General features: G+C 63.0%; 13 protein-coding genes and 1 tRNA gene. 12 read left to right on the top strand and 2 right to left on the bottom strand.

Annotated features, from left to right (window positions below; translation table 11 throughout):
- Positions 1–348, top strand: a 348-nt coding sequence (locus P4U43_RS16145) for a DUF2867 domain-containing protein (RefSeq protein WP_277359647.1), incomplete at its 5' end; no start/stop codon positions are given.
- A gap of 37 nt (positions 349–385) precedes the next feature.
- Here the strand turns inward: P4U43_RS16145 and P4U43_RS16140 are convergent.
- On the bottom strand, positions 386–1,609 hold the full coding sequence (locus tag P4U43_RS16140; RefSeq protein ID WP_277359646.1) for a multidrug effflux MFS transporter: 1,224 nt from the start codon (positions 1,607–1,609) through the stop codon (positions 386–388).
- A gap of 251 nt (positions 1,610–1,860) precedes the next feature.
- Here P4U43_RS16140 and P4U43_RS16135 point away from each other — a divergent pair, with 251 nt between their 5' ends.
- From P4U43_RS16135 to P4U43_RS16105, 7 genes are all read left to right on the top strand, one after another.
- Entirely contained in the window at positions 1,861–3,300 is a 1,440-nt protein-coding gene (locus tag P4U43_RS16135) for a sugar porter family MFS transporter (RefSeq protein ID WP_277359645.1), read from the top strand.
- Between the two features lie 74 nt (positions 3,301–3,374).
- On the top strand, positions 3,375–4,229 hold the full coding sequence (locus P4U43_RS16130) for a phage holin family protein (protein WP_235563272.1): 855 nt from the start codon (positions 3,375–3,377) through the stop codon (positions 4,227–4,229).
- Positions 4,230–4,309: 80 nt separating this feature from the next.
- The gene (locus P4U43_RS16125) at positions 4,310–4,918 is read left to right on the top strand and encodes a CDP-alcohol phosphatidyltransferase family protein (protein ID WP_318533044.1); all 609 of its coding nucleotides are present in this window, start codon (positions 4,310–4,312) and stop codon (positions 4,916–4,918) included.
- A gap of 13 nt (positions 4,919–4,931) precedes the next feature.
- A complete protein-coding gene (locus P4U43_RS16120; protein WP_277359644.1) occupies positions 4,932–5,822 on the top strand; it encodes a DMT family transporter in 891 nt (296 codons plus the stop codon).
- Positions 5,823–5,865: 43 nt separating this feature from the next.
- A complete protein-coding gene (locus tag P4U43_RS16115) occupies positions 5,866–7,062 on the top strand; it encodes a glycosyltransferase (RefSeq protein ID WP_277359643.1) in 1,197 nt (398 codons plus the stop codon).
- Positions 7,063–7,125: 63 nt separating this feature from the next.
- Positions 7,126–7,199: transfer RNA gene (locus P4U43_RS16110), tRNA-Ile, on the top strand.
- Between the two features lie 169 nt (positions 7,200–7,368).
- Positions 7,369–8,559 carry an acyl-CoA dehydrogenase family protein gene (locus P4U43_RS16105; RefSeq protein WP_277359642.1) on the top strand — a complete coding sequence of 397 codons (1,191 nt, stop codon included), beginning with the start codon at positions 7,369–7,371 and terminating at the stop codon, positions 8,557–8,559.
- Positions 8,560–8,573: 14 nt separating this feature from the next.
- On the opposite strand, the gene P4U43_RS16100 is transcribed toward P4U43_RS16105, so the two are convergent.
- On the bottom strand, positions 8,574–9,086 hold the full coding sequence (locus P4U43_RS16100; protein ID WP_277359641.1) for a M23 family metallopeptidase: 513 nt from the start codon (positions 9,084–9,086) through the stop codon (positions 8,574–8,576).
- A 440-nt stretch (positions 9,087–9,526) separates the two neighbouring features.
- Here P4U43_RS16100 and rpsB point away from each other — a divergent pair, with 440 nt between their 5' ends.
- From rpsB to frr, 4 genes are all read left to right on the top strand, one after another.
- The gene (gene rpsB, locus P4U43_RS16095) at positions 9,527–10,486 is read left to right on the top strand and encodes a 30S ribosomal protein S2 (protein WP_277359640.1); all 960 of its coding nucleotides are present in this window, start codon (positions 9,527–9,529) and stop codon (positions 10,484–10,486) included.
- A 114-nt stretch (positions 10,487–10,600) separates the two neighbouring features.
- On the top strand, positions 10,601–11,437 hold the full coding sequence (gene tsf, locus P4U43_RS16090) for a translation elongation factor Ts (protein ID WP_277359639.1): 837 nt from the start codon (positions 10,601–10,603) through the stop codon (positions 11,435–11,437).
- 207 nt (positions 11,438–11,644) lie between these two features.
- Complete coding sequence (gene pyrH / locus P4U43_RS16085; protein ID WP_277359638.1) at positions 11,645–12,382, top strand: UMP kinase; 738 nt, start codon at positions 11,645–11,647, stop codon at positions 12,380–12,382.
- Positions 12,383–12,490: 108 nt separating this feature from the next.
- Positions 12,491–13,048, top strand: a complete 558-nt coding sequence (gene frr / locus P4U43_RS16080; protein WP_277359637.1) for a ribosome recycling factor — start codon at positions 12,491–12,493, stop codon at positions 13,046–13,048.
- Positions 13,049–13,166: the final 118 nt, after the last annotated feature.

Below are 13,166 nucleotides of genomic sequence, written 5' to 3'. Positions count from 1 at the left end.
GGCTGGCTGGACAAGCCCGCCGGGGGCGTCGGCCTGCGCCGCGGACGCCGGCACTCGTCGGAGCTGATGGCAGGAGAGGCCCTGGACTTCTGGCGCGTCGAAGAGCTGGTGCGCGGCGAGAAGCTCCGTCTGCGGGCGGAAATGAAACTTCCTGGACGAGCCTGGCTCGAACTCTCGGTAGTGCCCGACGGCGGAGCGAGCGAATATCGCCAGCGCGCCATCTTCTTCCCCCGCGGCCTGGCCGGCCGGCTCTACTGGCTCGGCGTGCTGCCGTTCCACGGCGTGGTGTTCGCCTCCATGGCGCGCAACATCACGCGTACAGCCGAACGCGCCGGGCACCAGGCGTAGAGCCTGCTGTCCCTGGCCGTCGCTTGAGAGGAGCTGGCTAGCTGATCGCGGGTACGGTCCTCGGCCGCACAATCGTCCAGAGGAACACAATCCCGAGGGCAATACAGCAGGCCATGACCGCCGCCATGGGTGTGGCTGACGCTATCCCGAGAACTCCCACAATCGGTGAGATGATCCCAGCCAACCCGAAGGTGGTCGCGCCGAGAAGTGACGCGGCGGTTCCGGCCTGCGCGCCATGGTTGGCCAGCGCGAGCACCTGGACGCAGGGGAACGTGAAGCCGGCAGCCGAGATGTAGAACCAGAGCGGAACCGCGGTACCCCAGAATCCGAAGCCCAGGTAGTCGAAGAGGATCATCAGGAGCGCCATCGCGAGCATTGCCGCGGTGGAGCAGGCGATGATCCACTGCGGACCCACCCTCCGGACCACCCGGGCGCTGATCTGGACAGCAGCCACAATGCCGAGCGAGTTCACTGCGAAGAGCAGCCCGTACTGCTGGGGATCAAGCCCGTACACGTCCTGGAACAGGAACGGCGATGCCGACAGATAGGAAAACAGGCCCGAAAAGTTCATGCCGCCCACCAGCAGAATGCCGATGAAGACACGGTCGGTCAGCACCGCGCGATACCGCTGAAGAGCCGTGGACGACGACGCTTTCCGCCGGTCCGCAGGCAGGGTTTCAATGATGAACAACGAGACGGCGAGGATCACCAGGAACCCGTACGCGGCGAGGAACCAGAAGATTCCGGGCCACGGCATGATCACGAGTAACTGGGACCCGATGACGGGCGCGAAGATGGGGGCCATCCCGTTCACCAGCGCCATGTAGGAAAGCATGCGAACCAGTGGGTAGCCGCTGAAGAGGTCGCGGATCATCGCCATGGCCACCACGCCGCCTCCGGCTGCGCCCATTCCCTGCAGCACACGAAAGACCATGAGCATGCCGATCTCTGTGGACAGCGCGGCCCCGAGCGAGGCGATGACGTGCAGGCTGGTGGCCATGATCAGCGGCAGGCGCCGGCCCACCTTGTCACTCAGCGGACCCACGATCAGCTGGCCTGCAGCAAAGCCCACAATCGTTCCGGTCAGGGTGAGCTGCACAGCAGCCTCGGTGACGCCGAGATCATCCTGCAGTGCCGGGAACGCGGGCAGGTACAGGTCGATGGTGAACGGACCGAGCGCGGTGAGCGTGCCGAGAATGACAACGTAGATCAGCTTCTGGCGCCTGGTGAGCGCGTCGCCGGGGTGCGTGGTGGTGCTCAACAGATACCTATCTGGCGTGGCGGATGCGGGAGTCGCACTGCGGCGCTGCAGACGAAAGGTGGTGGAGAGCCGGTCGAGGCATCGAGGTGGTTGCCGGAACGAATCAACTTCCATCTTAGGGCCCTCAGCCAACCTCGCGGAAGACCTGCCGCTATGAATGCTGACACTCATGTGCTCAGTAGGCTTCGGATTGTCGTAGGGTGAAATGCAGCTCAGAGGTCCACAGGGTAGCGCAGAGGTCAGGAGAACGCGTGAACGCCGGAGATCGGGATACAAGTGCGCCCTCAGGTGCACCGCAGCCGCACATGGGAAAAGTCATCGGAGTCAGTGTCGCGGCCGCTGTCGGTGGACTCCTGTTCGGCTTCGACACTGCCGTCATCAATGGTGCGGTTGACGCTATCCAGGAAGACTTCAGCCTGGGGGAAGCCGTCCTGGGGTTCACTGTCGCGATCACGCTCCTGGGCTGTGCCGCGGGCGCCTGGTTTGCCGGTGAACTCGCGGACCGGCTCGGCCGCAAACGCGTCATGTTGGGCGCAGCTATCCTTTTCCTGATCAACTCGGTCGGATCCGGTTTCGCATTCAGCGAGTGGGACCTGATGCTCTGGCGCCTCATCGGTGGCGTCGCCATCGGAGTCGCATCAGTCATCGCGCCCGGCTATATCGCCGAGATCGCTCCGGCCAAGTGGCGTGGCGGACTCGCATCCATTCAGCAGCTGGCAATCACCGTCGGCATCTTCGCTGCACTGCTGTCCGACGCCTGGCTTGCCGACCTGGCAGGCGGAGCCACCGGAGAACTGTGGTGGGGGCTGCCGGCCTGGCGCTGGATGCTGCTTGTCGGCGTCGTACCGGCAATCATCTACGGAGTGCTGGCGCTGACCATTCCGGAATCGCCCCATTATCTGATTCGCGGTGGCCGCGACGCAGAAGCCGCACATGTGCTGTCCCGCGTGACCGGTATTCGGGACACCACCGCCAAACTGACAGAGATCCGTTCCACCCTCCGGATGGAGGACAAGACGACGCTGCGTGATCTGCGCGGATCGATGCTCGGCCTGCAGCCCATTCTCTGGGTGGGCATGACCGTTGCTGCCCTGCAGCAGCTTGTCGGCATCAACGCCATCTTCTATTACTCCACCACCCTGTGGCAGTCAGTCGGGTTCAGTGAGAGCGAGTCATTTACGACGTCGGTGATCACGTCGATCATCAACGTCGCGATGACCTTCGTGGCCATCTTCTTCGTTGACAGGATCGGCCGCCGCAAGCTGCTGCTGGTAGGTTCCGCAGGAATGTTTGTCGGCCTTCTCGCCGCAACCGTGTCCTTCGCGCAGGCAACGGGGAGCGGAGCGGATGTTTCGCTTCCCGGTGTGTGGGGGCCGGTGGCCCTGGTCGGCGCAAACCTGTTCGTCATCTTCTTCGCGGCGACGTGGGGGCCGGTCATGTGGGTGACACTCGGAGAAATGTTCCCGAACAAGGTGCGCTCCATCGCACTGGGCGTAGCAACGATGGTGAACTGGATTTTCAACTTCATTGTCACGCTCGCATTTCCCTGGGTCAGTGAGAACCTTGGCGTCTGGATCATGTACGCGGTGTTCACCGGCTTCGCCGTTGTTTCCTTCTGGTTTGTGAAGACCCAGCTTCAGGAGTATGCCGGCCGGGAACTCGAGGACCGGGACGAATTGCCGGCCCGCTGAGCCGGTGATCGGCCCGGGCGCGGGCGGGAAGTATGCGTCAGTGGTAATTTTGGGAACAGATGCAGGATGAACGGATGGGAGCAGGACATATGGACAGCTCGACCAGCACGCGGGTGAACCGGGCCGGCGGCAAGCCGTCGGTGATCGGCTTGATCAGATTGCTGCTGCGGCTGACCCCGCGCCAGTTGGGCGACGAAGTCTCGCTTGCCCGCGAACAGCTCAAACAGAAGGGCATCACGGCCGGCATTGCTGCGGCGTTCTTCGTCGTGGCGCTGGTGTTTGTGGCATTCCTTGCCGTAGCCCTCATTGTCGCGGCGATCATGGGGCTGGCTACGGTCATGCCCCCCTGGCTGGCTGCTCTGTGCTTCGCTGCCCTGTTCCTCATCATTGCCGCCATTGCAGCACTGATGGGCCTGTCCCGCTTCAAGAAGGCGCTGCCGCTCCTGCCGGAAGACGCCATTCGCGGCATCAAGTATGACATCGGTGTGCTCAAGGAAGGGCGCAAGTTCAACCCGGCCACGCTTGACGTCAAGAAGCCGAAGGAAGAAAAGAAGCCCAAGCACAAGGAAACAGGGGAGCCCAAGCCGCCTGCGCCGTCGTACGCTGAGCTCCGCAGCCGCTCCGGCCGCCGCCGCGATCACATTGCAGAAACCAGGGATGATCTCGGGCGCGGCCTGGACTTCAAGTCCCAGGTGGACCACACGAAATCACGCGCGCGCACCGCCGCCGCCCAGGCCAAGTCCTCGGCAGTTCATGCCCGGGAAGCGCAGCGGACCCGTAGCGGCTCGACCCGCGTGACCCACACTCCTGGGTCATCTGCCCCTGCACGTCACAACCAGACGCTCGCTGACCGCTGGAAGCCACTAAGCGTTGTCGCCGCTTCTGCCGCTGCAATCGCTGTCATGGTAAGACGGCTCGTCGCCAAGTAGGCACTGCACATCGCGCGGACGCTGCGTCAGCCGCTTCGGTGCATCCAGGGCCCTGCCTGCATAATGGGAGCGGAGGGACTGTGATCAGACTTATTGGCGCCGGGGGAAAGCCTGGTCAGGCGACGGCCGAACTGGACACGTTCTGGACCGTACCGAACATCATCACCGTTGTCCGGTTCCTTGGGGTCCCGCTGTTTGTGATGTTCATTGTCCAGCGCGAATATGCCGCGGCCGTCATCACCCTGGTGCTGCTCGGATCAACCGACTGGATCGACGGCTATATCGCCCGCAGGTTCAGCCAGGTGTCCTCGGTGGGCAAGTGGCTTGATCCCGTGGCAGACCGAACGGCGCTGATCGTGGTTGCCGTGACCTTCGTGGTGGACGGCGTTGCGCCCGCCTGGCTCGTGTGGGCCATCGTGATCCCTGATGCAATTCTCATCATCAACGTCCTGATCCTCTTCGGCGGACGGCTGCGTCTGCCCGTGTCCAACATCGGCAAGATCCGGACCGCACTGCTGCTGGTGGGATCCCCCCTCCTGCTCCTGCAGCGTGTGGAAGGGTTCGACCAGCTGTGGCTCGAGATCACCGCCAACGTGCTGCTGATCCTCGGGTGCATCGGTCACGTCATTGCGTTCTACGGTTATTTCACGGCGTCGCACCGGGTGTACCGGCTGGAGCGCACCGCATGACGAAAACGGGCGCATGGCCTGGGTAGCGGTACTCCTTGCGCTCCTCGGCGCCTGCTTCCTTGCTGTCGGTGCCCAGCGCCAGGGCAGTGCGGTGCGCTCCAATACCGGCGGGCTGTCCCTCAACTCCACGGGGTTCGTCCGGTTGCTGCGCAATCCGCGCTGGATTCTCGGCCTGATCCTGCTCGGTGCCGGGATGGTGTGCAACGTCATCGCCCTCAGCCTGGCCAGCCTTACCGTTGTGCAGCCGATCGGCGCCATCGCGCTGGTCATTACCACCGTCGTGAACTCCAGGGACCAGGGCGTGCGCATCAACCGGGCCACCGTCGTCGCAATCTCCGCGTGCGTCGCAGGCAGTGCGCTGTTCGTGCTGCTGGCACTCAATGTGACACGCAAAGACCATGTTGTCCTGCCGGACCAGGAACTGACCGCCGTGTTGCTGCTGTGCATCGCCGTCGCGCTGTTCGGCACGCTTGCGGTTGTCTTCAAGCGCAGGCTCAGCGCTTTCGCCTACATTCTCGGCGCCGGCGTCCTCTTCGGCTTCGTTGCCGTGCTGACCAAGATCATTGCTACGCACCTGTTGGACCCAAACGGCCGGGTCTTCCTCAACGTCCCCATCTACAGCGTCATTGCGATCATCGCAGCCGCCGGCCTCGGCTCATGGTTCGTCCAGAGCGCCTATGCCACCGGCCCGCCGGATCTGGTGATTGCCGGCCTCACGGTCATTGATCCCATCGTGGGAATTGCCGTCGGCATAGTGGTGCTGGGTGAACTCCAGCCAAACGTTGAATCGGTGATTGCAATTGCCATGGGTGCGGCCGCCATCGTTGCTATTGTTGGAGTAATAGCACTGTCGCGCCACCATCCGGATGTGGTCAAGCGCCAGAAAGAAGCACGACGGCGGTAACGCCCGTAACTTCTCCCACCGTTGCCAACCCGAGGACTACTTCGTGACCGATACGGCAGCAGATGCGCCGCTGACCATCCTGATCGCTGCAGACACCTACCCGCCGCATGTCAACGGCGCCTCCATGTTCGGCTACCGCCTGGCCAAGGGGATGACGGCCCGCGGCCATGACGTTCACGTTCTTGCCCCGAACACGATCAACGGCCGGAGCTTCACCGAGCCGGGCGGAGACTGGACGGTGCACCGACTCCGTTCGCACTCTGTCCCCACCCACGAATACTGGCGGATCTGCCTACCCTGGGAAATCAAGCGCGAGATCAGCATGCTCTTCGACCGGGTGCAGCCCGATGTGGTGCACATCCAGTGCCACTACATGGTGGGGGAGTATGCGCTGTATGAAGCCGTGAAGCGCGGGATCCGTGTGGTCGCCACCAATCACTTCATGCCGGAGAACCTGAACCCCTTCCTGCCCTTCCCTCAGTGGTTCAAGAACATCGTCGCGAAGAATTCCTGGCGCGACATGGGCAAGGTCATGGGGAAAGCAGACGTTGTGACCACGCCTACGCCTCTTGCCGCAAAGGCCATGCACGAACACGCGTTTCTGCGCAAAGTGCTGCCGCTGTCGAACGGCATCGACGCGGCAGCGTACGAGGCCAGGCCCGGCGAGCAGCTCGAGCATCCCGGTCACCCGACCGCCCTGTTCGTGGGGCGCCTCGCTGAGGAAAAGCACGTCGACGTGCTCATCGACGCGGTCGCGAAGACTCCCAGCGAGCTGAACCTGCACCTGGAGATTGTCGGCGGGGGAGAAGTGAAACCGGCTCTGCAGGCGCAGGTCAAGCGGCTGGGGCTTGAAGACCGGGTCACATTTCACGGCCTCATCTCTGATGAGGAACTCCGTCAGGCGTACCTGCGTGCCACCGTGTTCTGCCAACCGGGGACAGCGGAACTGCAGTCCCTGGTCACACTCGAGGCGATGTCCGCTTCCACCCCGGTTCTGCTGGCAAACGCCATGGCATTGCCGCACTTGGTCGAAGACGGGGCAAACGGCTATTTGTTCACTCCCCATGACAGTGCCGAGCTGGGCCGCCGCCTTACCGAAATCATCTCCATGCCGGAGGCTGAACGCGAGCGGATGGGGAAGATGAGCCGTTCCATGGTTGAAAAGCACAGCATCGATGCCACACTGTCCACGTTCGAGGACCTCTACTTCGGCAGGTTCCACGACACCGAAACGGTCTAGCCGTCTGATTCACGGCCACCATCGTGGCTACAATGGACTGCGCCGGCGCGTCGTCGGCGTTGCGGGGCTGTAGCTCAGCTGGTTAGAGCAGCGGACTCATAATCCGTTTGTCCTGGGTTCAAGCCCCAGCAGCCCTACTCGTGCAGGAAACCCCGGTCCGGATGGGCCGGGGTTTTTTGCATCGTGCGCACGGGTGGCACTGGAAGTTACCCGCGGGTAACATAGGCCGAGGTGATCCGCACCGCGAGGGTACGGACAGCGCCGGTGCAGTTGAGCGCCGGTGCGACTGATGGTGAGGAACGTTTCATGGGTGCACCCGCAATCGACGCTGACAACCTGCCGTACGCGGACGGCGACTTCTACTTCTTCGAGCAGATGCTCGACCCGAAGGAGCGTACCCGGCTCCTTGAGGTGAGGGAATGGCTGGCCCAGGAAGTCCGCCCGCACGCAGCGTCCTGGTGGAACGTTGGCGCTTTTCCCACTGAGCTGATCCCGCGGATCGCCGAGCTGGACATTGTGTCTCCAGTCAAACGGCTGGGCTATTCAAACCTGTTCGCGGGCCTGCTGCACGCCGAATTCACCCGTGCCGACACCTCTATTGCAACGTTCATGGGTGTTCACGACGGCCTATTCACCGGCTCCATCGAGACGCTCGCCTCCCCGGAGCAGCAAGCCGAATGGCTTCCGGACATCTACGCCATGAAAAAGATCGGCGCTTTCGGCCTGACGGAACCGCTCGGCGGTTCCGACGTCGCGGGCGGTACGCGGACAACCGCGGAGCGCAGCGGAGACGGGTGGGTCCTCAACGGTGCAAAGCGCTGGATCGGGAACGCTACCTTCTCCGACTGGGTTGTCATCTTCGCCCGTGATGTTGCGGACAACCAGGTCAAGGGGTTCATGGTTGACACCTCGCTACCTGGCTACAAGGCCACCAAGATCGAGAACAAAACCGCTCTGCGCACCGTTGAAAATGCCGACATTGTGCTCGACGGCCTCCAGATCAGCGACGACTACCGGCTCACCGGCGCCAACAGCTTCAAGGACACCAACAAGGTCCTGCGCATCACGCGGCTTTCGGTGGCGTGGCAGGCTGTAGGGCAACAATTGGCAGCCTTCGATGTTGCCCGGCGGTATGCCGTGGAGCGCCAGCAGTTTGGCCGCCCGCTCGCGTCCTTCCAGCTCATCCAGCAGCAGCTGGTCGAGATGCTCGGCAACACGGTGAGCTCCCTGGGCATGATGGTGCGTCTGGCGCAGTTGGCCGACGACGGCGGCGCGCGGGATGAGCAGTCCGCCCTCGCCAAAGCGTTCACCACTGCCCGGATGCGGGAAACAGTTGCCCTGGGCCGCAGCATCCTCGGCGGCAACGGCATAGTCACCGATTACGAGATGGCCAAGATCTTCGCCGATGCCGAAGCCGTCTATTCCTACGAGGGAACCTACGAAATCAACTCGCTTGTGACGGGTCGGGCCATCACGGGAATTGCTGCCTTCGTCTAAGTCGCTGCACCGGCTCAGGGATCGGCCAGCGGCAGCAGGACTGACGGCCGCCGGTCCGAGACGAAGGGTAGTGGGTTGACGTATTCCCCGTGTTCCCGCACGCCCCAGTGCACGCACAGGGATGGGCAGTGGGGTTCCGTGCTGATACGCCCCACCTCCTGCCCTGCGACGACCGTATCTCCTTCCGCTACCGAGGCTGTCACAGGTTCGAAGCTGGATAACAGTCCGCCGCCATGGTCGAGAGTCAGTACCGGCCGGTCCACCACCGTGCCGACGAACACCACCACGCCCTCAGCCGGGCTGAGGACTACGCCGTCCGACGCGCCGAGGTCAACACCGCGGTGCCCAGCCATCCAGGGTTCCGGCGGCCGGTCAAAGTGCCGCAGTGCGGGCGGGGTTCCGTCGAGCGGCCAACTCCAGGGAGCTTCCGGATTCGAGGAAGCAGGCGACGGCCCGGGGGAGAGCAGCAGTCCGATGCAGACGGCGGCGCCCGCCAGGAAGCGGAATATATTCGCGAAAGTAGCCACCCACCCACTGTGAACGAGCCTGGCTGCGCGGGATCGGTGTCGTGCGCTCTATGTGGACAGCTTCAGCGGAAGCGGCGCGCTGTGCAGGTCGAGTGTTGTGGAGGCGGAGTGACGCCTGCCTTTGCCAGTCCGGGGGATGTGGCGGCTGTAGTACACTTGATGAAGCAGTTCTCCGTATCCCGTCGTGCCATGAAAGGCTCTTTCGGTCCGTTGGGTGTCGGGAACTGACTACGCGTGTCCCCGATTCGCAGGCATCTCGCCATCGATTTTCATGAGTGAGCTTACGCCTGGGAACACTGCTCCAGCGGTCCGGAGAAATCCGGTTGGAGGAGTGAGCGCACAGCTGACGGGCACCAGGACCCCCGCGTTCACCCGCGGGACATCAACCGTCAAACCGGCAGAACACAGCAGTGCCTGTGCTGCCCAACGAAAGGAACGGCATGCCAGTCGTTACCATGCGCCAGCTGCTTGACAGCGGTGTCCACTTCGGCCACCAGACCCGTCGCTGGAACCCGAAGATGAAGCGCTTCATTTTCACGGAGCGCAACGGAATCTACATCATTGACCTCCAGCAGTCGCTGTCCTACATCGACCGCGCCTACGAGTTCATCAAGGCCACTGTTGCCCACGGCGGCACCGTCCTGTTCGTCGGCACCAAGAAGCAGGCACAGGAAGCAATTGCCGAGCAGGCAACCCGTGTTGGCCAGCCGTACGTCAACCAGCGTTGGCTGGGAGGCATGCTCACCAACTTCCAGACGGTTTCCAAGCGCATCCAGCGCATGAAGGAACTTGAGGAGATCAACTTCGAGGATGTCGCCGGTTCCGGGCACACCAAGAAGGAACTGCTGTTGCTGCAGCGCGAGCTGACCAAGCTCGAGACCAACCTGGGTGGCATCCGCAACCTCACGAAGGCTCCGTCCATCGTCTGGGTTGTCGACACGAAGAAGGAACACCTCGCAATCGACGAGGCGAAGAAGCTCAACATCCCGGTTGTCGCCATCCTCGACACCAACTGTGATCCTGACGAAGTTGATTTCCCGATTCCGGGTAATGATGACGCCATTCGCGCAGTCAACCTGTTGACCCGCGTTGTCGCTGACGCCGTTGCTGAGGGTCTCATCGCCCGCAATAACCGGTCCTCCGGCAATGACGCTGCCGCAGCAGAAGAGCCGCTCGCCGAGTGGGAGCGTGAGCTGCTCGAGGGTAGCGCCGCACCTGCCGAGAGTGCACCCGCTGCTGATGCTCCCGCTGCAGACGCGCCTGCTGAGGAAGCTCCGGCAACTGAGGCTCCCGCCGCTGAAGTAGCTCCCGCCGCTGAAGAAGCACCGGCTGCCGCTGCTGAGGAAGCCCCCGCAACTGACGCTCCTGCTGAGGAAGCTGCAAACAGCGAGAGCAAGTAGTTTCATCGACAGGGTGCGGGACGTCAAAGCCCGCACCCTTTCGCTTGTGCCGGAGAAAGATCCGGAGAACTTTTACTCAATACTTGACGAGAAACCCACATCTGAGGAGTTCAAATGGCAAACTACACTGCCGCTGACATCAAGGCTCTCCGCGAGCGGACCGGCGCCGGAATGATGGACGTGAAGAAGGCGCTCGACGAGGCCAACGGCGATGCCGAGAAGGCCATGGAGCTCATCCGCATCAAGGGCCTGAAGGGCGCCACCAAGCGCGAAGGCCGCTCAACCGCTGAAGGTCTCGTGGCCGCCAAGGTTGACGGTAACGTCGGTGTCATGGTCGAGGTCAACTGCGAGACCGACTTCGTGGCCAAGGCCGGGCCGTTCATCGAGTTCGCCAACAAGGTGCTCGCTGCGACCATCGAGTCCGGCGCCTCTGACGTTGAGTCGCTGCTCGCTTACACCCTTGACGGCAAGCCGGTTTCCGAACATGTCATCGAGGCCGGTGCGCTGCTCGGCGAGAAGGTCGACATCCGTCGCGTGGCACGCGTCGAGGGCGCCATTGTCGATGCCTACCTGCACAAGACGTCAAAGGACCTCCCCGCACAGGTGGGCGTGCTGTTCGCCGTTGAAGGTAGCGGAGACGCCGCGGCTGAGGCTGCCCATGATGTGGCAGTTCACATTGCCGCCTACTCGCCCACGTACCTCACCCGTGAGGACGTACCGGCAGAGCTGGTCGAGACCGAGCGCCGTATTGCGGATGAGACCGCACGCGCCGAAGGCAAGCCCGAGGCCGCCCTCACCAAGATCGTCGAAGGCCGCCTGACCGGGTTCTTCAAGGAGGGCGTGCTGGTTGACCAGGCGTTCGCCAAGGACGCCAAGAAGTCGGTTGCCCAGGTACTGAAGGAAGCTTCTGTCGAGCCCAAGGAATTTGCTCGCTTCCGGGTGGGTGCCTGATCAGGTACTGACCCTTCCGGGCCGGTTTTTGTTTGAGAGGATGGAGGGGCGGTCGCCACGGTGGCCGCCCCTCCGTCATGTCCGGCGAGTGGACCTGCCGGAAACCTGTAAGACTTACCAAGCCGGACATCAGTTCCACTGCTGACGCGCTGACACCCACACGGAACTCAGATTCTGACACGCACGTACGACTGCCCGGGAGGCATCATGGACACATACGACAAGGCCGGTCACAGCGAATCCCCGAGGCGGCGCGTGCTGTTGAAGCTCTCGGGAGAGGTTTTCGGCGGGGGCAAGCTCGGTGTCGATCCTGACATGGTGCGCGGCATAGCCAAGCAGATTGCCGCGACGATCGGCGAAGTGGAGGTTGCCATCGTGGTGGGCGGAGGCAACTTCTTCCGCGGTGCCGAGCTCTCGCAGAGCGGGATGGACCGCTCGCGTGCGGATTACATGGGCATGCTCGGCACGGTCATGAACTGCCTGGCGCTGCAGGATTTCCTGGAACAGGCCGGCGTTGAAACCCGTGTGCAGAGCGCAATCACCATGGGCCAGGTCGCTGAGGCCTACATCCCCCGCCGGGCAATCCGCCACCTGGAAAAGAGCAGGGTCGTCATCTTCGGTGCAGGTGCAGGCCTGCCCTACTTCTCCACCGACACAGTCGCCGCCCAGCGGGCGCTGGAAGTCCGTGCCGACGTCGTTCTGATGGCCAAGAGCGGTGTCGACGGCGTCTACACCGCGGACCCCCGCAAGGACCCGAGCGCGCAGAAACTCGATTCGCTGTCCTATGACGACGCGCTGCGCCAGGACATCCGGGTCATGGACCAGACGGCCATGACCATGTGCAAGGACAACAATCTTTCCATGGTGGTCTTCGGCATGGAGGGCGAGGGCAACGTCACCAGCGCGATCATGGGTGAACGGATAGGCACGGTCGTCACGGCCTGAGCGCCGCGCAGCGGTCGGTGAAGTCCCGGCAGGAGCCCGGCTGTGAACTAGGATTATCAACTGAATCGGACGCTCAGAAGCAGCGGATTTCGAACCAAAGGAGCAATCGTGATCGAAGAGACTATGTCAGAGGCAACCGCGCGCATGGACAAGGCAGTCGAGGCGGCGAAGGAAGATTTCGCAACCATACGCACTGGCCGTGCCAACCCGTCCCTGTTTTCGAAGATCGTCGTGAACTACTACGGCTCGCCGACGCCGCTGCAGCAGCTGGCATCCTTCCAGAACCCGGAAGCACGCACGCTGCTCATCACGCCGTTCGACCGCTCCGCGCTCTCTGAGATCGAAAAGGCCCTCCGTGACTCAGATCTTGGCGCCAACCCGTCCAACGACGGCAACGTCATTCGTGTGGTTCTTCCCGAACTGACCGAGGAGCGGCGCAAGGAATACGTCAAGGTAGTGCGCGGCAAGGCTGAAGACGCCAAAATCCAGATCCGGAACATCCGCCGCAAGGCCAAGGACGGCATTGATAAGGCGGTCAAGGACGGTGACGCCGGCGAGGACGACGGCGCCCGCGCCGAGAAAGACCTCGACGCACGGACGAAGTCCCACACTGACACCATCGACGACATGCTTAAGCGCAAGGAAACCGAGCTGCTCGAAGTCTGATGAGCGACTCCCAGCCTTCTCCAGAGGCTGGCCGCACGCCTGCCGCTGATGCTGCAAACGCTGATGCCGCGCACCAGGCGCCGGCCGGTCCGCCGGCTTCCGGTGCGCTGTCCGGCAG

The organism is Arthrobacter vasquezii (genome assembly GCF_029455255.1).
In the GTDB taxonomy this organism is placed as follows: Bacteria; Actinomycetota; Actinomycetes; order Actinomycetales; family Micrococcaceae; genus Arthrobacter_D; species Arthrobacter_D parietis.
This window is presented reverse-complemented; position numbering and strand designations above follow the sequence as displayed.

Excerpts from the sequence above, each read along its gene's own strand:
- rpsB (WP_277359640.1), top strand. The coding sequence starts at position 9,527 with ATGCCAGTCGTTACCATGCGCCAGCTGCTTGACAGCGGTGTCCACTTC.
- pyrH (WP_277359638.1), top strand. The coding sequence starts at position 11,645 with ATGGACACATACGACAAGGCCGGTCACAGCGAATCCCCGAGGCGGCGC.
- P4U43_RS16120 (WP_277359644.1), top strand. The coding sequence starts at position 4,932 with ATGGCCTGGGTAGCGGTACTCCTTGCGCTCCTCGGCGCCTGCTTCCTT.
- tsf (WP_277359639.1), top strand. The coding sequence starts at position 10,601 with ATGGCAAACTACACTGCCGCTGACATCAAGGCTCTCCGCGAGCGGACC.
- P4U43_RS16105 (WP_277359642.1), top strand. The coding sequence starts at position 7,369 with ATGGGTGCACCCGCAATCGACGCTGACAACCTGCCGTACGCGGACGGC.
- P4U43_RS16130 (WP_235563272.1), top strand. The coding sequence starts at position 3,375 with ATGGGAGCAGGACATATGGACAGCTCGACCAGCACGCGGGTGAACCGG.